Source organism: Acinetobacter sp. CIP 101934 (assembly GCF_000369585.1).
Classification (GTDB): domain Bacteria; phylum Pseudomonadota; class Gammaproteobacteria; order Pseudomonadales; family Moraxellaceae; genus Acinetobacter; species Acinetobacter schindleri.
Genome location: NZ_KB850094.1, coordinates 2,808,790 through 2,833,134, shown reverse-complemented (window position 1 = coordinate 2,833,134; position 24,345 = coordinate 2,808,790). Strand labels below are relative to the sequence as shown.

Below are 24,345 nucleotides of genomic sequence, written 5' to 3'. Positions count from 1 at the left end.
TGTAACATCATTCTCTTTCTCTATAATTTTTATAATTGAATGATTATTGAACATATAAGCAGACGATAAAATTATAAAAATAGATCATGCTTTCTCATTTTTTCATTCAGATATTGCCTTTTTGCCATTGTAACATTCCGATCAAAAGGTAACATTTAGAGAGTTAATCCTTTATAGTACGCATGCTGAAAAAATGCAGGAAAACGCTTAGCTATGAAAAATCAAACAGCGTTTGAGACTCAATCACTCATAGAAGTGAAAGGTTTGAGCTTCAAGCGAGGCGAACGTGTGATTTATGAGAATGTCAGCCTGAACATTCGACGTGGTCAGATCACTGCCATTATGGGACCTTCTGGTACCGGTAAAACTACATTATTGCGTCTTATTGGCGGACAGCTAACGCCAGATCAAGGACAGGTGTTGCTGGATGGCAAGGATATCGCACGCATGTCACGTAGTGAGCTGTTTGCTGCACGTGCACGTATGGGCATGTTATTCCAGAGCGGTGCTTTGTTCACAGATATGAGTGTTTATGAAAATGTCGCTTTCCCGATTCGTGCACATACCAAATTGCCTGAGCACTTGATCGCAGAAATCGTGGCACTCAAGCTGGAATCTGTCGGTCTGCGCGGTGCAGAGCAGATGATGCCCTCTGAATTATCTGGTGGTATGAACCGTCGTGTGGCTCTAGCACGTGCGATTGCACTTGACCCAGAGCTGATCATGTATGACGAACCATTCGCCGGGCAAGACCCGATTGTGATGGGCGTATTAACACGTCTGATTCGTTCCCTGCGTGAAGCATTAGACCTGACTACAATTATCGTTTCGCACGACGTCGCAGAAACTCTATCCATTGCGGACTACATTTATGTGGTCGCAGAAGGGAAGATCCAGGGCGAAGGTACACCTGAAGAATTAAAAGCACATCCTTCTGCATTTGTTCAGCAGTTCCTGACGGGTTCCGTTGAGGGACCTGTGGATTATCAGTTTAGTCATGCGGCTTATTTAAGTGATGAGGTGCGTTCATGAATGCAATTGCCTTATTGGGTAGACGTGTCATAGAACGTGTGCGCGGGATTGGGGTTGCGACCCTGATGCTGTTGCAAATTCTGATTTCGATGCCAACCTGGCTGGGGTTTAAGCTATTTGTCTACCAGATGTACCGTGTTGGGGTGCTCTCTTTACTGATCATCGTAGTTTCGGGTCTGTTTATTGGTGCTGTTCTCGGTTTGCAGATGTATACCATTCTGGCGACCTTTGGCAGTGAAGCCATGTTAGGTACCGCAGTAGCTCTAACCTTATTACGCGAACTGGCACCGGTTGTGGCAGCGCTCTTGTTTGCCGGTCGTGCCGGTTCCGCATTGACAGCCGAAATCGGTCTGATGAAAGCCACTGAACAGTTATCCAGTATGGAGATGATTGGGGTTGATCCGCTAAAAAGGGTCATTTCACCACGTCTTTGGGCGGGGATTTTCAGTCTGCCAATGCTGTCCGTAATTTTTGCTGCCGTGGGCATTATGGGCGGTAAAATGGTCGGTGTAGATTTCCTTGGCGCAGATGAAGGTGCGTACTGGAGCGGTATGGAAAGTACCGTGCAGTTTTACAAGGATATCTTTAACGGTACCATCATTAAAAGTTTTGTATTTGCATTGATTTGTACATGGATTGCGGTCTATCAGGGTTATGCCTGTGAACCGACATCTGAAGGGATTGCAACGTCCACAACACGTACTGTGGTGTATTCATCGTTGTGTGTTTTAGGTTTTGATTTCGTGTTGACTGCGGTCATGTTCGGAGGTGTTTAATGAAATCACGTACCAGTGAGCTGGCCGTTGGTGTTTTTGTCATTCTGTTTGGAATTGCAATTTTCTTCCTGGCAATGCGTGTCAGTGGTTTGGTCGGAACCAATATTGCCGACAGCTATCAAATGACAGCAACTTTTGAAAATGTAAATGGCATTAAGCCACGTGCCAAAGTGGCTTTAAGCGGTGTGAAAGTCGGTCAGGTCGATACCATTACACTTGATCCAGTCACCCGATTAGCCACTGTACATATGACGCTAGATGGTTCACTGACATCATTTAATGCTGAACAGTTAAAGAAAGTACAGCAAGAAGCCCTAGATGAGTTACGTTACAGCGCTGACTATGAAGCTGCGGCACCTGCGCAACAAAAAGCAATGGAAAAGCAACTCTTAGACAACATGACATCCATTACCAATATTGATGAAGATGCTTACATTATGGTAGCAACCAATGGTTTGCTGGGTGAAAAGTATTTGAAAATTATTCCAGGCGGCGGTCTGAATTATTTGAAACGTGGTGATCATATTGCCAATACCCAAGGCACGATGGAAATTGAAGATTTAATTACCAAATTCGTGACAGGTGGGGCAGGCAGTAAGTCATCAGAAACTCAGGAGGCATCTGCTGATGCAGTAACTTCTGAAGCTACAGATGCAGAACCTGCATTTGTTGAATAATGATTGAGGAAATTTGAGTGAATATTTTAGTAAAGCAAACCCTTGCAGCATGCATTCTATCTACTATGGCGATGGGAAGTGTTTTCGCTGCACCGGCTGAAGCACCACCTGCATTTATCAAGAAAGTTGCAGACAATCTGGTGGCTCGTCTCAAAGCAGACCATAGCAAGTTGCAGAGCAATCCGGCACTGGTGAAAACTATTATTCGTCAGAATCTTGATCCATATATCGATTCACAAGCATTTACCCGCATTGTGATGGGAACGTATGCAACTAATCAGTATAGCTCTGCTGCACAGCGTGCTCAGTTTGAACGTAATTTCCGTGAAACGCTGACTGAAAATTATGGTTCAGCATTTGCCAAATATACCAACCAGTCTTATACCATGCGTCCGTACAAAGACACGGGTAGCAAAAATCCAGTTGTAACCATTGATTTCCATAATAATGGCGAGAAAATTCCGGTTTCTTTCCAGTTGGCCGATAAAGGTTCACAATGGAAAATCCGTAATATCAACGTGTCTGGTATTGATCTAGGTTTACAGTTCCGTAACCAGTTTGCAGCGACTGTAAAACGTAATGGCGGTAACTTGGATAAAGCAATTGCAAACTTCAAGCCAGATGCAGAAGCAGCGGTTGAAAAGAAAAAATAAGATAGGTGAGCTGTGATCAGATTCAGTAATCAGGAACTGCATGTTATAGGCAAAATCGACTATAACAATGCGCAGCAATACTATGAACAGGGGCTGCGTGAAATTCAGTCACAGACAGTTTTTCCTATTGTGGTAAATCTGGCTGAGCTTGAAAGTGGCAGTACTCTGGCTTTGGCGATATTGGTCAGATGGTTACGTCAGACGCCACAAGCCAAAGGATTGCAGTTTAAAGCTGTTCCTGCAAAAGTGATGAAGATCATACAGTCCTGTCACCTAGAAAATGATTTACAGATCATTCAGTAAAAAGAAAAAGCACCGAAAGGTGCTTTTTTATTGTGATTGGATTTTAAAAAAATAATGAAAATCGAATAGATATAAGTATAGATTGCAAGTCCTCTCTCCCTCAGGGAGAGTTAAAGAGAGAGGGTGAAAATCCTCACCAAACTCCTCCTTTGCAAAAGGAGGGGGAATTTTCTTCACTTTTTTAGAGAGAAGTTGATCAGGGATTAAATAGATATGAATTAAATAGAGAGATTTCTTGCGCTTTGCTTTGAAGCAGCGCCTCAAAGCTCGCTCAAATCCATTTCTTCCATCTAAAGTAAATCAATGGTCCAATGAAGAATGCGACCAGAATTAGCCCGACAATAATAAAGCTGGTGGTGCCATGTGCAAAAGGCAGAACTTCCGTGTTCATCCCATAAATACTCGCAATCAGCATCGGTGGCGCAAGCATACTTGGCAAGATCGAGAATCGACGGATCGTGTCATTCTGTTCGGTATTAATGAATCCGGAAGTGGTATCAAGCAGGAATCGCACCTTCTGGAACAGGAACGCATCATGCTCAACCAGAGAGCGTACATCTTCACTGAGCTCTCGAATGTCTGCATCATAGATATGACTACCGAGCGCCCGTGGACGGGACAGGAAGGTCAGTACCCGGCGTAAATCGATCAGACAGAGCTGGGCTTTTCCAAGCATATCCTCGAGTTGTGCCAGACGGGTAATCATGTCATCCAGATCCAGAATCTGTTCACGATGGCGGTTATTCAGGACTTCGGTTGAGTATTTTTCCAGATCCTTGTGCACATCTTCCAGAATATCCGCCAGCTCATCCAGCTTGGCTTCAAGTAGGCCAAGTAGAATCCAGGTCGGATCCTTATAATCAATCTCATAATCATTGCGGCGCGCACGAGCACGAAAGGCACGGAACGCGACTAGTTTTTCCCCACGCAAGGTAAACAGCCGATCTTTATGCAGAATGAAAGCGACGGTTTGCACCGTGGCTAAAATGCTGGATTGATCTTCAGTATCTTCTTCGACCTGATAGTTTTTATTTTTCGTTAAAAAATAAGTGCTGATATGCAAAATACCGTCATCATCGCGGTAGAATCGGGCACTGGATGAAATGTCTTCTAATGATTTGAGGGTAGGAAGATTTTGCTCATAAGCGTCCATGATCCATTGCTGCTCTTCCTGTGAAGGAGCAATCAGATCAACCCAAACCAAATCTTGATGTAAATCAAAGTCGCCATTAATAGTGGCATCTTCTAGGCTACCGCGCTCTGTGGCATAAAAGGCTTCAAGCATGCTGTCTTTTCTCCCTTGCGCAGTATGTAAATTGGAATGGGTGTATTTTAGACAAGGAATTGAATAAAAACACTGATTGAACAGTTATTTTTTCAAAAAAAGCTTCGATCAGGAATTCCTTGCGATACAGCTATAACTAAATGGTGAAAAATGATGAATTCTATCGCAATTTTTTGTGGTTCCGCACTGGGAATTGCACCTGTTTATACCGAGATTGCTGAAAAAGTCGGCCAGACGCTGGCATCTAGACAGCAAACTCTGATTTATGGTGGTGGCCGTTCAGGCTTGATGGGAATTGTTGCGGACAGTACTCTGGCTGCGGGCGGCCAAGTGATTGGGGTGATTCCAAAGCAGCTGGTAGACCGTGAACTGGCCCATTCTGGTCTGACTGAACTGCATATTGTTGAAAATATGCACGAGCGCAAAACCAAAATGTCAGAACTGGCAGATGGTTTTATTGCGATACCGGGTGGTGTAGGAACACTGGAAGAAATCTTTGAGCAATGGACCTGGGCACAGCTCGGTATTCATGAAAAGCCATGTGCATTTTTAAATGCAGAAAACTTCTATACCGGTTTGATTCAATTTATTCAGCACACGACTGAACAGGGTTTTACCAAGGCACGTTTTACCGAGAAACTCATTGTCAGTGAAGAAATTGAAACAATTCTGGATGCTTTTGAGAATTATCAACCACCGCAAGCGAAATGGGGGATGGTTGATCAGCAAGATCTCGTGAAATAAGCCCATTGATCATTTTTAAATTTGAGTTGTTATGAAAGTTATTACTGTTGCCGCCGGCATTGTACTGAATGAAGCACAGCAATTATTGGTTGTACGTAAGAAAGGTACCAGCTGCTTTATGCAGGTGGGTGGCAAGCTGGAACCGAATGAAGCACCTGAAGTGACGATTGTTCGTGAAATTCAGGAAGAAATCTGCTGTCAGGCTGAAGTGCAGCAATTTGTTGGTCGTTTTGAAACGAAGACCGCGAATGAACCCGACCACCAACTGGTCAGTTATGTATATCTGGTCAAACTGGATCAAATGCCCAAAATTGAGGCGGAGATTGCCGAGATGAAATGGATTGATCTCAATGAACAAGACTTAGCGCTGGCCCCGTTAACCACAGAAATTGTAATTCCATGGGTGAAGTCAAATCTTTTAGCCCAAGCTTAATTTAAAGCTTTGCACCTGCGACACAGGCTGTATAAATTTGCTGGCAGCCAAGTTCTTCGAGCTTCTGATTAAGTGCACGAATTGAACTACCAGTTGTTACCACATCATCAATAACCAGCACCTTACGATAACGCAATTTTGATGATGTACTGATCTGAAATTGTGCTTCAATACCTTCAATCCGTTCCAGGCGGCTTAAGCCTTTTTGTGAATGCTGTTTGAGCCGGCTCACCGGTTGCCAAACTGGAACTTGAAGATGCTTTGCGACCTGTTTAGCCAGCAGTAAGGACTGGTTATAGCCGCGCTGTACCAATTTGTCTGTTGAGATTGGCATCGGGACGACTGCGCTAACTTTGGGAAGTTTTAAACTGATAAGCGCGCCTGCTAACAAGTTTTCCAGATAAAGCTTCTGCTCATATTTGAACAACTGAATCAGACGATCCATCGGATAGTCATAATGGCAGGCAATCTGTACCTGCATTTCCTGGCGCTGGATGGTCTGATGTGCCCAGGGTAGCTGGTTCCAGCAATCCTGGCATACTGAATGAATTGTTTGATAATCGTTGTGACAAAGCTGGCAGGGTTGTAACTTGCCCAGCCAATGCTTGCCTTGCTGAATCAGTTTAGACATAGGCATAACGTGGTGCCTCAGGTAACCAGCGTTTTAATAACGCATCGGCCTGTTTCGGATAATCCTTTAACATCTGCTGCGCCACATAATGTGCCTGATTAAGCAGGTGGTCATCCCGTTCCAGCTTGGCTACCCGGAAACCCATATCTCCGGTTTGTTTGGTGCCAAGCAGTTCACCTGGACCACGCAGTTCCAGATCCTTTTCCGCGATGATAAAACCGTCATTGGTTTCCCGCATGATACGCAAACGTTCCTGACCATTCTGAGAAAGAGGATGCTTATACAGGAGTACACAGAAACTGGCTTTCGCACCCCGACCAACACGGCCACGCAGCTGATGCAGTTGTGAGAGTCCGAGACGCTCAGCATTCTCAATCACCATCAGAGAAGCATTCGGTACATCGACACCCACCTCAATCACGGTCGTGGCAATCAATAGCTGCAATTCATTATTTTTAAATTGTTGCATCACCGCCTGCTTTTCATCAGGCTTCATCTTGCCATGGACCAGACCGATATTGATTTCCGGGAAGCGTTCCTTAATTTCGGCAAAAGTGGCTTCTGCTGCTTGGGCATCTAACATTTCTGACTGTTCGACCAGAGTACAGACCCAATACGCCTGCTTACCTTCAGCACAGTTGGTGGCAATACGTTGGAGTACTTCTTCACGGCGGTCCAGTGGGATAGTGACGGTTTGGATCGGAGTACGACCTGGTGGCAGTTCATCAATAACTGAAGTGTCCAGATCACCATACGCAGACATGGCGAGCGTACGTGGAATTGGTGTCGCCGTCATGACCAGTTGATGTGGAGACATACCATCCAGCCCTTTATTGCGCAAAGCCAGACGCTGATCCACACCAAAGCGATGCTGTTCATCAATAATTACCAGCCCCAATTTGGCAAACTCGACATTTTCCTGAAACAAGGCATGGGTGCCAACCACCAGATTGGCACTGCCATCTTTAATGCTTTGTTCTGCCGCAGTACGGGCTTTACCCTTTTGCTTGCCAGACAGCCATGAAACAGTCAGTCCCAGTGGCTCAAACCATTTTTTAAAATTTAAATAATGCTGTTCTGCTAGAATTTCGGTTGGTGCCATCAGGGCCACTTGCCAGCCTTCTTCCAGAGCATGACAGGCCGCCACACCAGCAACCAGTGTTTTACCTGCACCGACATCGCCCTGTACCAGACGCAACATCGGTTTGTTGCCTTTCATGTCATGGGCAACTTCTCGTGAAACACGTTTTTGCGCCCCCGTCATTTCAAAAGGTAGACCCGCGAGCAACTGTTTGGCATAACGCTTACTTGGTGAAAATGCAGGCGCTTCAATCTGCTGAATAAAGGCACGGCGGGTCAGTAAACTGATCTGATGCGCGACCAGTTCCTCAAAGATCAGACGCTGCTGGGCGGGGTGGGAACCCTGTGCCAGCTGCAACATGTTGGCATCGACTGGAGGGTGATGGATATATTCCAGTGCCTGCTTCAGGTCATAGCCATTGCTGAATTTAGCCGGTAGCAATTCCGGTAGATCATCACTGTGTAGGGCGAGCGCCTGTTTGATATATTCACGTAACTTGGGTTGGGTCAGGCCTTCAGTTGCCGGATAGATCGCGGTAAGTTGTGTCTGTGGAAGTGGGGTATGTTCAGTAATGACCTGTAGTTCGGGGTGATACATTTCCAGGCCACGGGCACCAACACGCACTTCGCCAAAGACTCTTAATCTTGCACCAACTTTGCAGCGGTCGGTAATGCCCTTATAGATATGATAGAAACGTAGCGTCACCTTACCGCAATCATCATCCAGCAGTACGGCCATGGACTTGCGTTTACCTGGTGGAAAATCTACGCCTTTGACAATACCTTCCAGCAAATAGCTACGTCCCACAGTCAATTGATTCATGGGAATGATCGTGCTACGGTCTTCGTAGTCACGTGGCAGATGAAAGAGCAAATCATCAGTTGTGAACAGATTTAATTTTTCAAGTAATGTGGCGGCGGCATTGCCGACACCTTGTAACTGATGGACTGCAGCCATGTCCCCTCAACCAGGTTTTGTGATTTGGTGCTGAATGCATATTTTATTTATCGGTTATGGTAAAACATCCGCACGCATAGCTAAACAATTATTTGAGCAAGGTCATCAAATTAGCACAATCAGTCGCAGTGCGAAAACAGATTCCTGTGCCACTCATCATGTTCAGGATGTGCATCAACTCGATTTAAGCAGCCTTGCACCGATTGACTGGGTCTACGTCTTGCTCAGTCCTGACCAGAGTACGGTCGAAGCTTATCAACAGACTTATCTGGACTCAGTCGGTCCAATTGTGACTGCGCTAAAATCCCATCCGATAAAACGTCTGGTTGTCGTGTCGTCCACCCGGGTCTATGGCGAGAATGCCGGAGAGCGGGTGGATGATGACAGTGCAATTTATCCGAATGATCCGCAAGGCAAAGTCCTGCATCAAATGGAGCAGATTTATTTAGCTGCTTATCCAGACCAATGTACGATCATCCGCCCAAGTGGGATTTATGGAGCTTCAGTTGCACGCTTGGAAAAAATGGCACGATTTATGTCCAGTTATCCAAATCTGCACTGGTCGAATCGGATTCATATTGAAGACTTGTCACGTTTTATGGCTGAGATGATTCACGTGGAACATCTTGAATCTTCATATATTTTGACCAATAACCAGCCACAACTGTTGCATGAAGTTCTGCAATGGTTTCAGCAGCAGATGAGATTGCCTTTATTAAAGGTAGAAAGTGAGCAGGTGACGGGGAAGAAACTATATGCTACCCGTATGCAAAAAATGGGATATGAGTTAAAGCATCAAGATTGTTTTCAGGATTATTTGGAATTGATGAAGTTATTCACTCATCTTGAATAAAGTTGGGTTCCCTCTCCTTTTAGGAGAGGGTTAGGGAGAGGTAAGTTTTTAAACATTTTCTCTCATCCCTCTTGCGAAGCAATGCTTCTCATCCCAGAGGGAGAGGGCGCTTAAATAATCTTACTTTTTCTTCCGTTTCGCACGCTTCTTGGCTTGTTCAGCTGCCAAGGCATCCAAAGCTTCTTTCAATTCTTCATCCGTAAAGGCTGTAAGGTTATGAAGCATTTGCAGCTTTACTTCATCCAGTACCAGATCCGCATACTGAGCGATATTTTTGAAGCTTTCATCAAAGACAATCGCATTGTCTTCATTAGTACTGATATAACCTTTTTGAGTTAGCGTTTTGATAAAGCTTTGGAACAGTGCCTTATCAAAGAATTCTGGTGAATTGAATTCATACAGTACAGACAAACGCTGACCTACCAGATGGCTTAATTCTTCAACCTGACGGGTGGAGATATTGCCTGAACCACGCTGGGTGATCAGTGCCAGCGTCATGTAATAGCGCTCGATACTTTGCATGACAGGTGCAGCCAAAACTTCTAGCTGATGATGCGCTTCGCTGTTTGGTGTAGGTGCCACCAAATTTTCACCATCCTGTGCAATTAACTTCGCTGCAATCAAAGCATCAATATAAGCGTTTACTGGTACCTTGATTTCATCTTCATGCCATTTCAGGAACAGTTCAGCTTTCAGGAATGGATACAGCGTGCTGCTGATATTCACCAGATCATCACGGCGAATAATACCATTATGATTTACCAGGGCGGCTACCAGTGATGGTAATACAAAGGCATGCACAATATTGTTGCGGAAATAGGTCAGTAAAATCGCCTGATTATCTTCGATGGCGATAATATTGCCCAGCACATGATTGACGCGTTTGATCAGTTTCAACTTCATTGCATAGGCAATGATTTCTTTCCCTGATAACGGCGTCACTTGCATACGTTCATCATATGGCAAAGACGTCAGCAGATTACGATAAGTATCTAACTGTTTGATACAAATCGCCTCATCCAGTGTGTGTTTTGGTGTTGCTAATAAAATGAGTGACAGCAGGGATACCGGGTTAATGACGGCTGCACGGTTAATATTTTCCAGAATCGCCTGTGCAGAACTATTTACTGCTTCAGATACTGCTGGCGGGATTGGATCATCATTTTTTTCAATCTTGATTTCATCTGCACCATGCTGTTTCAGCATGTCATCCAGAAAGACGGGTTCACCAAAATTCAGATGTACCTTACCGAAAATACGTTCAATCTTGCGCAAGGTTTTTAGAATGCCAAAAATAGATTCTGCTTCTTTTTCCTTACCGTTCATTTCACCTACATAAGTTGCACCTTCCATCAGACGTTCATAGCCGATATAGGTGGGTACAAATACGATAGGCTTCGCTTTGCCACGCAAATGACCATGCACGGTCATTGCCAGCATACCGGTTTTCGGTGGCAACAGACGGCCGGTACGTGAACGGCCACCTTCAATAAAGTATTCCAGTGGAGTATTACGTGACAGAACGCTATACAGATATTCTTTGAAAACTGTCGTATAGAGTGCATTACCGCGGAAAGTACGGCGGATAAAGAAGGCACCACCGCCACGCAAGATCTGACCAACAAATGGCATGTTCAGGTTATCACCCGCTGCGATGTACGGCACCATCAAACCACGACGATAAATCACATAAGACAATAACAGGTAGTCGATATGACTACGGTGACATGGTGCATAGACAATTTCATAGTCTTTCGCCAGTTCACGTACCGTACTGAAGTTATGTACATCAATGCCGTCATAGAGCTGAGTCCAGAGACGGGTCAGGGCCTTATCGGCAAAACGTACGGTTGAGTTGGAGTAATCTGATACGATTTCATTTAAATAACCAATGGCACGGCGTTCAGCTTCATCCACACTGATCTTGCTGCGGATACTTTCATTACGGATAGCCGCCTGCACATCTGGAGATTTGATCAGACCCTGCATCACATTACGGCGATCTGAAAGGTCAGGTCCCAGCACTACTTCTCGTTGGGCATCCAGATAGTCATTCAAGGTGCTGACAATATAAGTTGCTGGAGACAGGTTCGGATGTGTCACTTTGGCATGATCAATGAGTGCACGCAGAGACTGTGCTTCATGGAACTCCAGATAAGACTGACGACCATGCAGACCAATATTCACCAGCTGTTTCATCTTGCTTGGTGTTGACCAGGTATCGGTAAATAACAATTTGAACCAGGAATCTTCTTTCTCTGGCTCACGACCCCATAGCACGGTCACCGGAATCAGTTCTACATCCAGTTCTGGATTCTGTTCCAGTGCTTCAATCAGACGCAGCAGACGTGGTGGAAAAGCATGGGGCGGCGAGCTCAGCAGATTGCTTTCATCATGATATTGCAGGAACAATACCGAAGCTTTTTCCCGGCGCGTACCTAAATCCATTGGATCAAGTGCAGCAGGCAATTTGAGACGACGGGTTTCACCATCTACCACCAGCGCATTACTGCGAGAATGGTTTTGCAGAACATAGCAGACAATCTTTTTCTGATCTTGCTGGTCAGCCGCTGGAGCAGGGACTTCCGTTGGTACTTCCCCAAGTACATGCGGGGTAACCACAAGTTCAAGCATCTTACTTGAAAGCTTGCGATACATTTGACCAAAGCCACTCTTGGACATACCTACTCCTAATTTTACTGACCGGAACCACAGGATTTCTGAGGGGGATCTATTTTGATAGATTGTATTTGAAAACAATATGTCATTTTCTAACAAATTCTACAAAAGTTCTTTGATTTTAACGTGAAAAAACGTTTTTTTTATCGGAACATCTACAAAGTGAATGACAGGTCAGTCAGTCAATCTCTAGGGATTTACTCAGAATTTATGGCAGAATATTACCAGAAATGAAGCACATTGTTATTTTTCCAATTTTGGATATCCCGAACATCGTATAGGTTGCCTATGAATGTCTTAACACAAGAACTGGTTGAATTGCTTAGCCTGGAAAAGCTGGAAGAGAATATTTTCCGTGGAATTAGCCGTAACCTGGTAGGCAAGCGCGTATTCGGTGGGCAGGTGTTAGGACAGGCTTTGCGTGCTGCATCGTATACGACAGATCGTCCAGCACATTCATTGCATGCCTATTTCCTGTTTGGAGGAGATGTCAATGCACCGATTATCTATGAAGTAGATCGTATTCGTGATGGCAAGAGTTTTGCCAGTCGTCAGGTGCGTGCGATTCAGCATGGCCGTACTATCTTTATGTGTATGGTGTCTTTTGCCGAACCAGAAGAAGGCTTGAACTATCAGATTTCTGAACCAGAATATCCCTCAGTCGACAGCCTGAAAAATGAGGCAGAACTGAAGCATCAGATTGTTGAATTCGTACCGGAAAATGTCCGTGCTTCATTTATGCGTGATCGCCATGTAGAAATTCGTCCTGTGATGCCGGTGAATCCATTCCAGCCGCAACCGGAAGCGCCAAATTATGCGCATTATATCCGTACCCATGGCCAAGTCGCTCCGGAAGTTGATGAGGTTTCGCTGCATCAGGCGATTGCTGCCTTCTACTCAGACTTTACCTTGATGACGACAGCATTACGTCCACATGGTCTGAGCTATATTTCACCAAACCTGCAATGTGCCAGCATCGACCATGCCATGTATTTCCATAAGCCATTCCGGGCCGATGAATGGATGCTTTATGACATGGATGCGACGGTGAGTGCCAGCTCGCGTGGCCTGAACTTCGGTCGTATGTGGCAGAATGGGGAACTGGTCTGTAGTACTACCCAGGAAGGACTGATCCGTCTGCGGGAAATTGAAACCCAGTAAGAGTCAAAATAAAAAAGCCGGATTAGAGTTCCGGCTTTTTTATGGGTGTGATTTGAAGTTAGTGGCAATGTGGCACATCATTGCTTGAATGCTTATGGCAACCTTGCTGTTCTTTACCGCCCGAAGAATGTGCAAAAACCTGCCCGATGCTGCAAATGAGTGCAACAGCAATGATCATTTTTTTCATGACGTTTATTTCCTTTGTATAAAACCAGCTTATTGCACTGATTAAGCACATTGCGTGCCAAAATTTGGTACATCAGTATATGGATTAAATGAATAATAAAAGATATTTTGCTGCAAAGCGTTTATAAAATTTTACTCGATTATCCGAAACTTGCATGGCATAGTGCCGGATAAGTTCAATATTAAAATGTCCATGAAGATGAGCTTAAATACGCAGATTCTAGTTGCCGCAGTATTGGGTGTCCTGTTTGGTTTTTTATTAAATCTTTTCCCACAAACCACGTTTGAAGAGCTCAGCCTGTATGGTCTGGGTATCATGAGCAGCATCTTCATTGGTTTGCTAAAAATGTTGCTGGTTCCACTGATCTTTAGCTCGATTGTGGTTGGAGTATCGAATCTGCAAGCTGGTGGTCAGCTGAGCCGAACCTGGAAAATTACCTTGGCATGCTGTGTCACCACGACCACCCTGGCCTTAATCTTGGGATTGGCTTGTGCCCATCTGTTTGATGTGGGCAAGGGTGTCGATGTAGTAATGTTTCAGGATGCCATGGCTCAGCATAAAACTCCGGATACCTTAACGCCGTCTTCATTCTTTACCAACTTTATTCAGAATACCCTGATCAATCCGTTTAAGGCCTTTGCCGATGGCAATGTGCTGGCAGTGGTGGTCTTTGCACTCTTTGTCGGTGTGGCACTGGTGGCAGGAGGAGACAAGTTCCGGACGGTACGTAAGCTCAGTATGCAGTTCTTTGATATCATGATGCTGATGATTGGCTGGGTCATGAAACTGGCACCATTCGGGATTTTTGCGCTACTGGCCAAGCTGATTGCCACTGAAGATATTTCGGTACTGAGCCGTCTGGCAGAGTTTGCTGCGGTAGTAACGGGCACCACCATTTTCCACGGTCTGGTAGTTCTACCATTATTGTTGTGGATCTTCGGGAAAATGAACCCGATTACCTTTTTCAAAGGCACTCGCGCAGCCTTGATTACCGCTTTTGCGACCAGTTCCAGTTCTGCAACCATGCCTTTATCCATGAAATGTGCCCAGGAAAATCTGGGAGTACGTCCACATACAGCAGGCTTTGTCATTCCGCTTGGGACTCAGCTAAACATGGATGGTACGGCACTGTATGAAGCCGCAGCAGCTTTGTTTATTGCCAACCTCATGGGACTTGATCTGACGTTGGGGCAGCAATTGGTCGTGTGTGCCACAGCAATGATGGCATCTTTAGGCGCACCGGGTATTCCAAGTGCCGGGATGGTGACCATGATCATGGTATTGCAATCAGTTGGCTTGCCGGCAGAAGCTATTGCGATCCTGTTACCGATTGACCGACTGCTCGATACGGTCAGGACTGTGGTGAATGTGCAGGGTGATATGATGATCAGTGTCGTGGTTGACCGACATACCCGTGAACCGCAGCTGGATCAGTCCATCTCTAGTTGAGGATTGAAAACCACCTCCCACAGATGTCCATCTGGATCCTGAAAATAGCCTGCATAGCCGCCATAAAATGTGGCCTGTGCAGCTTTCACAATCTTGGCTCCAGCTTTTTCAGCCTGAGTCATGACCTGATCGACATCTAATGGGCTATACACATTATGTCCCAAGGTCATTTGAGTGGGACACATCGGGCTCGGTTCGAGTCCGGTATCATGCTGGATGCTGCTTTGCGGCCATAAAGCCAGTTTTAATCCAGCCTGTAGTTCAATAAATGCGACTGCGCCACATTCAAATTCTTTGCCAACAATGCCTTTACTGGGAAAGCCCAGCCCATCACAATAAAAGCGTAGTGCAGCCTCCAGGTCGCGAACACCGAGTGTAATCACTGAAATCCGTGCTTGCATGAGCTCATCCTTATGGTCATGTCTATAGCTTTATCTTAGGTCAAATAAAAAGCAGGGAAATGATCCCTGCTGTTAGAAATTGTAATAAGAGGAGAGCTTAGGCGACTTTTAAACCTGCCCGTTTGGCCGCAGGGGAATGCTCAAGATAATACAGGGCATCATCGGTACTGCCTTCATGCACCGGGTCATACCATGGCATCAGATAGCCGAGTTGCTGAGAAACCAGCCATAGGGGATTGGGTAGCAAACGATTGTCCTGCTGTGAAATACGGAACCATTCTTTCCAGATCCAGGGTTTATATACCGCTGGTTTCAGCTGCTTAAAACGAGGGTCTTGTGCCAACAAGCGTGCTGCACCGTCGACCCACAGACCAATTACTCCAATAATCACCACCACACTTAAATAGTAGCGGGCAATATAACCGCCACCAAGATGACGATATAAGTCAAATGCCACACTGCGATGCTCAATTTCTTCTGCGCCATGCCATTTCACCAGATCTAGCATATTCGCATCAGCACCAAGCCGTTCCCATTCGATGTTATAGAGCGCATATTTTCCAAGGACACAGGTCATATGCTCTACAGTCGCGACGATACCAAGCCGGAATAGATCCCATTGATGTTCTGCGATTTTAGGAATTTTCAGACCAAGCGGCTGATCGGCCAGCAATTGATTGAACAGGAAATCCATAATGTCCAGATTGCGCTGGATATCAATCTGGCGTTCAGATAGATACTCTTTATTGGCCGAATTATGTGCCTGAGCATGCATGGCTTCCTGACGGATAAAAGCCCGTACATCATGCTTTAATTTTTCATCGGTGATCTGAGCGAGAACCTTGTTATACAGGCGACAGAACCAGAATTCACCGGCCGGCAGAATATTATTAATTTCATTCACAAAGTAACTGGCAAAAGGCTGATTTGGAATCCAGTAAATCGGGGTAGCCTGCCATTCAAACTTAACTTTGCGTGGTTGGATAAAATAGGAAATTGAAGAGCCAATTTTTGTTGTTTTAAATCGTGAGAGTAAAGACATGGGTGGATCCATCACTGCTTGATCAATACAGTATGGAAAAAATGTCCCGAATCGCTGCAGGCAATACGAGACATTATTTTGTCACTTAGATCACATCAGACTTATTTTGGCTGTTCTTGTTCGACAATCTCTGTTTGATCAGCTTCAACCGGCTCATCCAGATTATTTAATTCACTCGCAGTAATTTCATGATCTGGGTCTGAGTCAGTTTCATCTTCTAGTTCAACAGATTCAATCGGTTCATCAGCTTCGTTTAAATCATGGATTGACGCTTCTGGAATACTATCCAGATCAAATTCCGTTGGTTGATCCAGGGTAAAGTTCAGACGACCGGCCATCACACTTGCCAGTTCTTCCAGACCTTCTTTATTTAAAGAGGAAAATAATTGAATCGAGAAGTTCAGCTTCATTTTATTTAATGTTGCTTTGACTTCCTGCAAGGCTTTGGACGCAGGACCACGATTCAGCTTGTCTGATTTGGTCAACAAGACATGCACGAACAGGTGACGTGAATAGGCCCATTCCAGCATCATCACATCAAAGTGTTGTAGCGGATGACGGATATCCATCAGCAGCACCAGACCTTGCAGGCTCTTACGGTGAATCAGATAGTTTTCCAGTTCTTTCTGCCAGACAATTTTCATGGCTTCTGGGACAGCTGCGTAGCCATAACCCGGTAAATCGACCAGACGCTGATCCGGATTGCCAAGGCTAAAGAAGTTGATCATCTGGGTACGGCCTGGTTTTTTGGAGGCACGGGCCAACTGTTTCTGATTGGTCAGGGCATTGATGGCACTGGATTTACCCGCATTGGAGCGACCGGCGAATGCCACTTCATAACCTGTATCTTCAACACACAGATTAAGTTTGGGTGCACTCATTAAAAATTCAGCTTTGCGCAGCCAATTGAGCGAGCGCACAGAGTATTCAGTAATCGCAGGATCGACTTTTTTGGTATAGCTAATCTTTTGCTTTGGGGCAGCAGCTGCCTTACTGTTTTTCGATTTTCCTCTGCTGTGGTGCATGGCTCAACTTCAAACTTAAATTTACAAGCAGCTATTATAAAGGAAGTCGCTTGGGCAAGCGAACTTTCAATGCAAGACTTGGTAAGCAGAAAGTGAAAACTAAAGATTGATCAGGCCGATTGGTGACTGGATGCTGTAATGGCCTTGCGGTGGTATTACCACTTCACTGAGCGTGTATTGTTCCAGGCTGGCATAAAACTGCTCTACGGCATCATCTAAAATGCCTTTTAAACCACAATTTTTACGCAGCACACAGGGTGGGGTATTGCATTCTACCACTTGGCTATCCTGTTGCAGGATACGCACGACTTGACCCAATGGTATTTTTAAGGTGAGCGGATTCATGCGAATGCCGCCGCCTCGCCCACGAGTAGTGATGAGCCAGTCCTGCTTTGCCATAAAATGTACGATTTTCATGGCATGGTTCTCTGACACCTGCAGCTCATTCGCGAGTTCCGCAATGGTATACGGCATTTCTTTCGGCTGAGCGATGTACATAAGAATCCGTAAGGCGTAATCGGTAAATTTATTTAACTGCATTATAAATCTAGAGTTTTCATACAAAGCAGGGCTAGTCTAACACAGCCAGACTAGCCCTTGCTTGATTTCAGTTTAAGCTGACTGCTTAGTGGCGAACGCCACCAGTACCAAAGGCTTCACTGTGAATATTTTCAGCAGGAATACCTCGTGCAACCAGCGCTTTGTGTTGTTCTGCCATAAACGGCATTGGGCCGCATAGATAGTAATCAGCATTTTCTGGTAATAAAGCACGATCAACTGTACTCAGATCCAGACGGCCTGCTACATCATAGTCTTCACCCAGTTTGTCACCTTGGTGTGGGAATTCGTAAGCAGTCAGCGTGCTTAAACGTGGGTATTTGGCTTTCAAATCATGAATGTGCTGTTTCATGGCATGCACCTGTTTGCTACGGCAGGCATGAATGAAAGTCACAGGTTGTGGCATATCCAGAGTTACCAACTGATTTAACATGGCTACCATTGGAGTTAAGCCCACACCGCCACTGATAAATACATTACGTTTGTTTGGATCAATCAGGTAGAAATTACCTGTTGGTGCAGACACTTCAATTTCTGAGCCTTCTGCCAAGCTATGTAAAGTATTAGATACCCAGCCTGGAACCAAATCACCTTTTTGATCTTCACGCTTTACTGAAATACGCAGGTATTCATCTTGAGGACAAGTTGAAAGCGTATATTGACGTGGTTGTCTCAAATTCAGTTCAGGCACAAACACACGTACAGAAATATACTGACCTGCTTCATACTTCGGTAATGGTCCGCCGTCGACTGGTGCCAGGTAGAACGAAGTGATCTCTTCACTTTCTACTACTTTCTTGGCAATTTTGAAATTGCGCCAGCCTAACCAGCTACCTTTAGTCTGTTCATGTTGATCATAAATCGCTTTTTCAGTCGCAATGAACAGGTCTGCTAATTGTCCATATGCAGTAGCCCACGCATCAATCAGTGGATCATCCATAGAAATATTGAGTACTTCACTGATTGAATGCAGCAGGTTTTCCCCAACAATGCCGTAATCAGGTGCTTTAATATTTAAGCTGACATGTTTGTGCGCAATGAGTTCAACCACAGGTAACAGCACAGAAGGATCTTCGATATTTTCAGCATATGCTAAAACTGCACCTGCCAAGGCTTGCGCCTGAGCACCGCTACGCTGGTGACCCATGTTGAAGGTTTCTTTTAGATCAGGGTTATTGTTTAACATACGGTTATAAAAATAACCGGTTAAAGCAACCCCATTTTCACGAAGCACAGGTACTGTAGCTTTTACTAAGTCAATTTGCTGTGGAGTCATAGCAGATCTCTCATGGCTGTTATTTATAAGATGTATTTAAAATACATCTTTAAGGATATATTCACAATACATCTTTAATTAAAAACCATGAAAAAATTATGGGATATTAAAATATCCCATAAAAATAAAGAAAATAATCGGAGAAAGAAGGGCTATCTCTTACCAAATAATGACCCTAATAAACCACGGACAATTTTCTGGCCGGTAGTGCTACCCAAAGTGCGTGCGGCACTTTTAGCAAAGGTGCCAACAATGTCTTGGGTGAACTTTTCACGCTGTTTCGCTGCACGTTCAGCTTCTTTCTGCTGTTCGCGTGCAAGACGTTCCTGTTCGCGGGCTTGCTGCTTAGCAAATGTTTCCTGCTCTTTTGCGACTTGTTTGGCATACGCTTCTTGTTCTTTGGCTTGCTGTTTGGCAAGTTCCGCAGCCTGAAGCTGTTGCTGGCGTTCAGTGACTTTGTTTTGCAGCATTTCATGCGCACTGTCACGATCAACTTGCTGTTCATAAATCTCAGCCACAATGCTTTGTTGCATTAAAGTTTTGCGTTCTTCAGGAGAAATGGGGGTAAAAGAGGAGTGTGGCGGCATCACCCAGCCGCGTTCTACAATTTGCGGTGTGCCTTTTTCATCCAGACAGCTAATCAGTGCTTCACCGACAGCCAGTTCGGTAATGGCATCCTGAACTTTAAATTCTGGATTAGCTCGAAAAGTATCTGCCGCCGTTTTTACCGCTTTTTGGTCTTTAGGGGTAAAAGCACGTAAAGCATGTTGCACCCGATTGCCGAGTTGGCCTAAAACGCTTTCGGGTAAATCAAGTGGATTCTGAGTGACAAAGTAAATCCCCACACCTTTAGAACGAATCAAACGCACCACCTGTTCAATCTTTTCTTGCAGGGCAGGGCTGGCATTATCAAACAGCAAATGGGCTTCATCAAAGAAGAACACCAGTTTAGGTTTATCCAGGTCGCCGACTTCCGGTAACTGTTCAAACAGCTCTGAAAGCATCCATAGCAAGAAAGTGGCATACAGCTTAGGTGTGTTCATCAGCTTGTCAGCAGCAAGCAAGTTGATATTGCCATGACCTTGACTGTCGGTTTGTAAAAAATCCATCAGATCCAGCGCTGGTTCACCAAAGAATTGCTCACCACCTTGATCAGCCAAGGCAAGCAGATTGCGTTGAATCGCGCCCAGACTGGCAGGAGACAGATTGCCATAGTCCGCTTTAAAATCTGCGGCATGTTCGCTGACATAACTGATCATTGCCTTTAAATCTTTAAAGTCGATCAGTAATAGTCCCTGATCATCAGCAATACGGAAAATGGCGGAGAGCACACCTTCCTGAGTGTCGTTCAGATTCAAAATACGGGCAAGAAGGAGGGGGCCAATCTCGGAAATGGTAGTGCGAATCGGATGGCCTTGCTCGCCAAATAAATCCCAGAACACCACAGGCGACGCTGAAAAAGGGATGGACTCGATATTCAGGCTTTTAATGCGTTCATCAAATTTGGGGTTGTTTTCCCCGGCTTTCGCCAAGCTGGAAACATCACCCTTGGCATCGGCCAAAAATACCGGTACACCAATTCGGGAAAAACTTTCTGCCAGTACCTTTAATGTTACGGTCTTACCGGTACCGGTTGCACCGGCAATCAGGCCATGACGGTTGGCAAGCTGAGAATGCAGCACGATATCCTGGGTGGTATCGGCGGTTTTTTTAGCGATTACGATTGGTGTACCCATATAATTTCCTATTGTTATTTATTCATTTTTAACTTTTTTCATGTTTTGTAGTGCGTGCTGAATGTCGTCAATCAGATCTTCCGGATGTTCTAATCCAATACAGAAGCGTACCAGGAAGCCTTCTTTCAAATGTGAATGTTCAAGCACGCGCATATCTTTTAAGTTATATAGCATGACCAGGCTAACAGGACCACCCCAGCTAAAACCAAGCTTAAACAGTTTTAAGCTGTCACAAAAACTGCGGATATCTTGCAGTTCATATTTACTGTCAAAAATTACACTGACCAGGCCGGCACTATGACCTTCCTTGCAAATTTCTTTCCAGTATTGATGGCCTGCGCTATGCGGATCGGCTGGATGCAGTACCTGCACAAACTCCGCTTGCTGTTTTAACCAGGTGAGAATGTTGAGTGCACTACTGGATTGATGTGCATAACGCAGCTGCATGGAAGCAAGACTACGTTGCACCTGAGCAACGTCATCACCTGAGACAGCAATGCCTTGAATGGCATGTGCGCGGAACAATTGGTGATGCAGTTCTTTATCACGCGTGACCACTGAACCCATCAGAATGTCACCACCACCGCTTGGATATTTGGTCAGCGCATGTACGGATAAATCTACACTCAGGTGTTCATCACCAAAATCAAAGGCATTAAAGGCCAGACCCGCGCCCCAGGTATTGTCCAGTGCAGTCAGAATATTGTGTGCCTGAGCTTTCTTCACGAGGCCATTTAAATCCGGAAATTCCAGTGTGACTGAGCCAGCTGCTTCCAGCCAGATCAGTTTGGCTTTATCTGAAGGATTAAAGCTTTCCAGGCATAATGGATTATAAACTTGTACCTGAATGCCATAACGTGTTTCCAGGTTGCGTAGATGCTCCATGTTTGGGCCATAAATATTGTCCGGTACCCAAACTTCCTCTCCCTGACTTAAAAAACAGCAATTCACGAGATTAATCGCAGATAAACCGCTAGGTGCAAGCAGGTGATAGAGCCCACCTTCGAGCTGGGCAATGTTATCGCCTAAGGTAAATGTGGTTGGGGTACCATGTGTGCCATAGCTATAGTCATAATCATCGGTCCAATGGCGATTAAACAGGGCATCGGTATTGTTAAAAATAATGGTTGATGCACGATAGAGGGGAGGTTGAACCGTCGAAATGTACTGAGGGGCCTTTCGTGGTGCATGAATCAGGGCGGTTTGAGGATTTTTTTTCATGCTGCAGCTCATATCTGGAGTCAAAAACAGCTTTAGCTTAAGAGAATCTTTGCTTTAGCGCTACTTGCGTTATCAATTGTTTAAAAACCTCACATAAAATAAAAAGTTGGCTTCATTTTTGCAAAACCTAGCCTATATAGATACAAGAACAGGTTCGAGCGCATGAAGTCGCATTTACGAGTACATTATTTTCAGCATATTGCTGGTGAAGGTTACGGTAGTTGTCATGAATTTTTAAAGCAGCATCAGGCGCAAATTACAGCGACTGAATTCTTTGCTTTACCTGTGGATCGTCCTTTGGAAATAGAAGCGCTACCTGCAGTAGAAGAAGTAGATTTGCTCATTATTATGGGCGGGACCATGAGTGTAAATGATGAAGCAAATTTCCCCTGGTTGAAAATAGAAAAACGCTGGTTACGTCGTTACTTGTCCCAGGGGAAGCCAGCGATTGGTTTGTGTCTAGGCGGACAGCTGATTGCCAATGCCTTGGGGGCAGCAGTTAGTTATAACCCGGAACAGGAACTGGGGTGGATGTCTGTCAGTAAAGTGGCCAATGTGCCAGCAGACTGTTTTAGTTTACCTGAGCAATTCCGGATCATGCAGTGGCATAGCGAGACCTTTGAAATTCCCAAAGGGGCGGTACATCTGGCAGAAAATGAAGCCTGTCGCAACCAGATGTATCAATTGGGCAAAAATGTTCTCGGTTTCCAGTTCCATCCAGAAATAACCCCGGAAACCTTGGACCTGTTTTTAGAAGATGAAGACGAGTTGCTAAAATTTTCAGGAAAATATGTGCAGCCTGTGCATGAACTCAGAAAAAGCCCAAAATCTAATTTTATTGAAGGAAATCAAATGCTAAATCGCGCAATCGAATATGTGATAGAGAAATCTGCCTGAAGGGTGAAAAACAAACTCTTGATTTAGCAACCAAATTGATTGCAGACGAAAACCATAAAAGGCATTTGCTTATGCATTAAACAATGGCTATAATAGGCCACCCTTCGATAGGAAGGATGTTAACTGCGAAGAAAGTAGTTAACTATCGTTACAGTCGTGGCATCGATCATGACCTTAGTGATAATTCACTGCTCTTGACACTTACCTCAAAAATTAGTGGGGTGAGATGCGTCAAGAGTGATTCTTTATATATTTGGCTTGGAGTTTACTGGTATGTCTAACCAGAGAATTCGTATCCGTCTTAAGTCTTTTGATCACCGTTTAATTGATCAATCAGCTCAAGAAATCGTAGAAACAGCAAAACGTACTGGCGCACAAGTTTGTGGTCCAATTCCAATGCCTACACGCATTGAACGTTTTAACGTTTTAACATCACCACACGTAAACAAAGACGCGCGTGACCAGTACGAAATCCGTACTTACAAGCGTTTGATCGACATCGTTCAACCTACAGACAAAACTGTAGATGCATTGATGAAGTTAGATCTTGCAGCTGGTGTTGATGTTCAAATCGCATTGGGTTAAGGCTTTCGGGTTAATTAACGCTCTAAGTTAATTAGGCCGCTTTTTTAGAGGTTTATGCACATGGCTATTGGTTTAGTCGGTCGCAAGTGCGGTATGACACGTATCTTTACAGATGCTGGTGTTTCTGTGCCTGTTACAGTGATTGAGGTTGATCCTAACCGCATCACTCAAATCAAAACGCTTGAAACTGATGGTTATCAAGCGATTCAAATCACTACTGGTGAACGTCGCGAATCTCGCGTAACTAACGCTCAGAAAGGTCACTTCGCTAAAGCGGGTGTTGCTGCTGGTCGTCTGGTTCAAGAATTCCGCGTTTCAGAAGCTGAGCTTGAAGGTCGTGAAGTTGGTGGTACGCTTACTGTTGAGTTGTTCCAAGTAGGTCAAATCGTTGACGTAACTGGTACTTCTAAAGGTAAAGGTTTCCAAGGTGGTGTTAAGCGTTGGAACTTCCGTACTCAAGATGCTACTCACGGTAACTCTGTTTCTCACCGTGTTCTAGGTTCTACAGGTCAAAACCAGACTCCTGGTCGCGTGTTCAAAGGCAAAAAAATGGCTGGCCATTTAGGTGCTGAACGCGTAACTACACAGGGTCTTGAAATCGTTGCTATTGACACTGAACGTTCAGTTCTAGTGGTTAAAGGTGCGGTTCCTGGTGCTACTGGTGGCGACGTAACTGTTCGTCCTACGATCAAGGCCTGAGGGG

The 24,345-nt window shown here is 44.9% G+C and carries 24 protein-coding genes and 1 pseudogene; 13 read left to right on the top strand and 12 right to left on the bottom strand.

What is annotated here, in order from left to right; translation table 11 throughout:
• Positions 1-213 precede the first annotated feature (213 nt).
• The 5 genes from F899_RS13790 to F899_RS13770 are packed head-to-tail and all read left to right on the top strand — an operon-like array spanning position 214 to position 3,441.
• Positions 214-1,032 carry an ABC transporter ATP-binding protein gene (locus F899_RS13790; RefSeq protein ID WP_004809856.1) on the top strand — a complete coding sequence of 273 codons (819 nt, stop codon included), beginning with the start codon at positions 214-216 and terminating at the stop codon, positions 1,030-1,032.
• Positions 1,029-1,808 (top strand): lipid asymmetry maintenance ABC transporter permease subunit MlaE, encoded by a 780-nt coding sequence (gene mlaE / locus F899_RS13785; RefSeq protein ID WP_004809853.1) that lies wholly within the window; start codon positions 1,029-1,031, stop codon positions 1,806-1,808. The genes F899_RS13790 and mlaE overlap by 4 nt, the downstream gene beginning before the upstream one ends.
• Positions 1,808-2,485, top strand: a complete 678-nt coding sequence (locus tag F899_RS13780; protein WP_005223370.1) for an outer membrane lipid asymmetry maintenance protein MlaD — start codon at positions 1,808-1,810, stop codon at positions 2,483-2,485. The genes mlaE and F899_RS13780 overlap by 1 nt, the downstream gene beginning before the upstream one ends.
• A 17-nt stretch (positions 2,486-2,502) precedes the next feature.
• A complete protein-coding gene (locus F899_RS13775; protein WP_004809849.1) occupies positions 2,503-3,138 on the top strand; it encodes an MlaC/ttg2D family ABC transporter substrate-binding protein in 636 nt (211 codons plus the stop codon).
• A gap of 12 nt (positions 3,139-3,150) precedes the next feature.
• Entirely contained in the window at positions 3,151-3,441 is a 291-nt protein-coding gene (locus tag F899_RS13770; protein ID WP_005223368.1) for an STAS domain-containing protein, read from the top strand.
• A 271-nt stretch (positions 3,442-3,712) separates the two neighbouring features.
• Here the strand turns inward: F899_RS13770 and F899_RS13765 are convergent, their stop codons facing one another.
• Positions 3,713-4,726 (bottom strand): CorA family divalent cation transporter, encoded by a 1,014-nt coding sequence (locus F899_RS13765; protein ID WP_004809844.1) that lies wholly within the window; start codon positions 4,724-4,726, stop codon positions 3,713-3,715.
• A 153-nt stretch (positions 4,727-4,879) separates the two neighbouring features.
• Here F899_RS13765 and F899_RS13760 point away from each other — a divergent pair, with 153 nt between their 5' ends.
• Entirely contained in the window at positions 4,880-5,470 is a 591-nt protein-coding gene (locus F899_RS13760; protein ID WP_034434122.1) for an LOG family protein, read from the top strand.
• A 31-nt stretch (positions 5,471-5,501) separates the two neighbouring features.
• Complete coding sequence (locus tag F899_RS13755) at positions 5,502-5,903, top strand: NUDIX hydrolase (protein WP_005223363.1); 402 nt, start codon at positions 5,502-5,504, stop codon at positions 5,901-5,903.
• A gap of 1 nt (position 5,904) precedes the next feature.
• Here F899_RS13755 and F899_RS13750 read toward each other — a convergent pair whose 3' ends face one another.
• Both F899_RS13750 and recG read right to left on the bottom strand, forming a co-directional pair.
• A complete protein-coding gene (locus tag F899_RS13750; protein WP_004896158.1) occupies positions 5,905-6,540 on the bottom strand; it encodes a ComF family protein in 636 nt (211 codons plus the stop codon).
• On the bottom strand, positions 6,527-8,572 hold the full coding sequence (recG, locus tag F899_RS13745; protein ID WP_004896155.1) for an ATP-dependent DNA helicase RecG: 2,046 nt from the start codon (positions 8,570-8,572) through the stop codon (positions 6,527-6,529). Before recG ends, F899_RS13750 begins: the two co-directional genes overlap by 14 nt.
• Positions 8,573-8,606: 34 nt before the next feature.
• On the opposite strand from recG, the gene F899_RS13740 reads away from it, so the two are divergent.
• Complete coding sequence (locus tag F899_RS13740) at positions 8,607-9,425, top strand: NAD-dependent epimerase/dehydratase family protein (RefSeq protein ID WP_004896153.1); 819 nt, start codon at positions 8,607-8,609, stop codon at positions 9,423-9,425.
• Between the two features lie 120 nt (positions 9,426-9,545).
• Here the strand turns inward: F899_RS13740 and plsB are convergent, their stop codons facing one another.
• A complete protein-coding gene (gene plsB, locus F899_RS13735) occupies positions 9,546-12,107 on the bottom strand; it encodes a glycerol-3-phosphate 1-O-acyltransferase PlsB (protein WP_004896151.1) in 2,562 nt (853 codons plus the stop codon).
• 285 nt (positions 12,108-12,392) lie between these two features.
• Between plsB and F899_RS13730 the strand changes: the two genes are divergently transcribed.
• The gene (locus tag F899_RS13730) at positions 12,393-13,265 is read left to right on the top strand and encodes an acyl-CoA thioesterase (protein WP_004809832.1); all 873 of its coding nucleotides are present in this window, start codon (positions 12,393-12,395) and stop codon (positions 13,263-13,265) included.
• A gap of 58 nt (positions 13,266-13,323) precedes the next feature.
• Here the strand turns inward: F899_RS13730 and F899_RS15955 are convergent, their stop codons facing one another.
• A complete protein-coding gene (locus tag F899_RS15955; RefSeq protein WP_005223361.1) occupies positions 13,324-13,452 on the bottom strand; it encodes a hypothetical protein in 129 nt (42 codons plus the stop codon).
• A gap of 198 nt (positions 13,453-13,650) precedes the next feature.
• Between F899_RS15955 and F899_RS13725 the strand changes: the two genes are divergently transcribed.
• The gene (locus F899_RS13725) at positions 13,651-14,901 is read left to right on the top strand and encodes a dicarboxylate/amino acid:cation symporter (protein WP_005223359.1); all 1,251 of its coding nucleotides are present in this window, start codon (positions 13,651-13,653) and stop codon (positions 14,899-14,901) included.
• On the opposite strand, the gene F899_RS13720 is transcribed toward F899_RS13725, so the two are convergent.
• From F899_RS13720 to F899_RS13690, 7 genes and pseudogenes are all read right to left on the bottom strand, one after another.
• The gene (locus tag F899_RS13720; RefSeq protein WP_005223358.1) at positions 14,883-15,302 is read right to left on the bottom strand and encodes a VOC family protein; all 420 of its coding nucleotides are present in this window, start codon (positions 15,300-15,302) and stop codon (positions 14,883-14,885) included. The genes F899_RS13725 and F899_RS13720 overlap by 19 nt on opposite strands.
• Before the next feature lie 97 nt (positions 15,303-15,399).
• Positions 15,400-16,344, bottom strand: a complete 945-nt coding sequence (locus tag F899_RS13715; protein WP_005223356.1) for a metal-dependent hydrolase — start codon at positions 16,342-16,344, stop codon at positions 15,400-15,402.
• A 248-nt stretch (positions 16,345-16,592) separates the two neighbouring features.
• Positions 16,593-17,369 (bottom strand): annotated as a pseudogene (yihA, locus tag F899_RS13710) (ribosome biogenesis GTP-binding protein YihA/YsxC); the annotation flags it as partial.
• A 99-nt stretch (positions 17,370-17,468) separates the two neighbouring features.
• Complete coding sequence (locus F899_RS13705) at positions 17,469-17,909, bottom strand: RrF2 family transcriptional regulator (protein WP_034434119.1); 441 nt, start codon at positions 17,907-17,909, stop codon at positions 17,469-17,471.
• An 85-nt stretch (positions 17,910-17,994) separates the two neighbouring features.
• Entirely contained in the window at positions 17,995-19,203 is a 1,209-nt protein-coding gene (gene hmpA / locus F899_RS13700) for an NO-inducible flavohemoprotein (protein WP_005223350.1), read from the bottom strand.
• A 152-nt stretch (positions 19,204-19,355) separates the two neighbouring features.
• The gene (locus F899_RS13695) at positions 19,356-20,939 is read right to left on the bottom strand and encodes a helicase HerA-like domain-containing protein (protein WP_005223348.1); all 1,584 of its coding nucleotides are present in this window, start codon (positions 20,937-20,939) and stop codon (positions 19,356-19,358) included.
• An 18-nt stretch (positions 20,940-20,957) separates the two neighbouring features.
• Positions 20,958-22,160, bottom strand: coding sequence for a PLP-dependent transferase (locus F899_RS13690; protein WP_005223346.1), 1,203 nt, complete (start codon positions 22,158-22,160; stop codon positions 20,958-20,960).
• A 162-nt stretch (positions 22,161-22,322) separates the two neighbouring features.
• Here F899_RS13690 and F899_RS13685 point away from each other — a divergent pair, with 162 nt between their 5' ends.
• The 3 genes from F899_RS13685 to rplC all read left to right on the top strand — a co-directional run bounded on the left by F899_RS13685 (position 22,323) and on the right by rplC (position 24,341).
• A complete protein-coding gene (locus F899_RS13685; RefSeq protein ID WP_005223344.1) occupies positions 22,323-23,057 on the top strand; it encodes a type 1 glutamine amidotransferase in 735 nt (244 codons plus the stop codon).
• Between the two features lie 273 nt (positions 23,058-23,330).
• Entirely contained in the window at positions 23,331-23,642 is a 312-nt protein-coding gene (gene rpsJ, locus F899_RS13680) for a 30S ribosomal protein S10 (RefSeq protein WP_000070912.1), read from the top strand.
• A 60-nt stretch (positions 23,643-23,702) separates the two neighbouring features.
• Positions 23,703-24,341, top strand: a complete 639-nt coding sequence (gene rplC, locus F899_RS13675) for a 50S ribosomal protein L3 (protein ID WP_004809812.1) — start codon at positions 23,703-23,705, stop codon at positions 24,339-24,341.
• Positions 24,342-24,345: the final 4 nt, after the last annotated feature.